Source organism: Collinsella sp. AM17-1, from assembly GCF_003470665.1.
Taxonomy (GTDB): domain Bacteria; phylum Actinomycetota; class Coriobacteriia; order Coriobacteriales; family Coriobacteriaceae; genus Collinsella.
The window spans coordinates 1-289 of the sequence record NZ_QRJZ01000019.1; the positions used below are offsets into that span (position 1 = coordinate 1).

Here is a 289-nt window from a genome sequence, read left to right on the forward strand (position 1 = left end):
GTACCGGGCGCTGATGCACCCGCACGAGATCAGGAGGCCCGGGGACGCCTCGGGGCTCGTGGCGGCCAGGCGCGCGGCGAAGGTCAGCCAGGTGAGGGCGGCGTCCATACTGGGCACCAGCGAGAAGTACATCTCGATGCTGGAGAGGGGCCAAAGGGAGCTCAAGCCCATAAGGAGGGCCTACGAGGCATGGGTCGAGGCCGGACTTCCGCTCGATTGGGACAGGCGGGCCTTCGAGGCCGAGCGCAAAATGGATTCTAAAAAACACCTTGCCAAATAGGAGCGTCAG

At 64.7% G+C, this 289-nt stretch carries 1 protein-coding gene; it reads left to right on the forward strand.

What is annotated here, in order from left to right; translation table 11 throughout:
- On the forward strand, window positions 1-280 hold a 280-nt coding region (locus DW195_RS10435), incomplete at its 5' end, for a helix-turn-helix transcriptional regulator (protein WP_199576346.1).
- Window positions 281-289 lie beyond the last annotated feature (9 nt).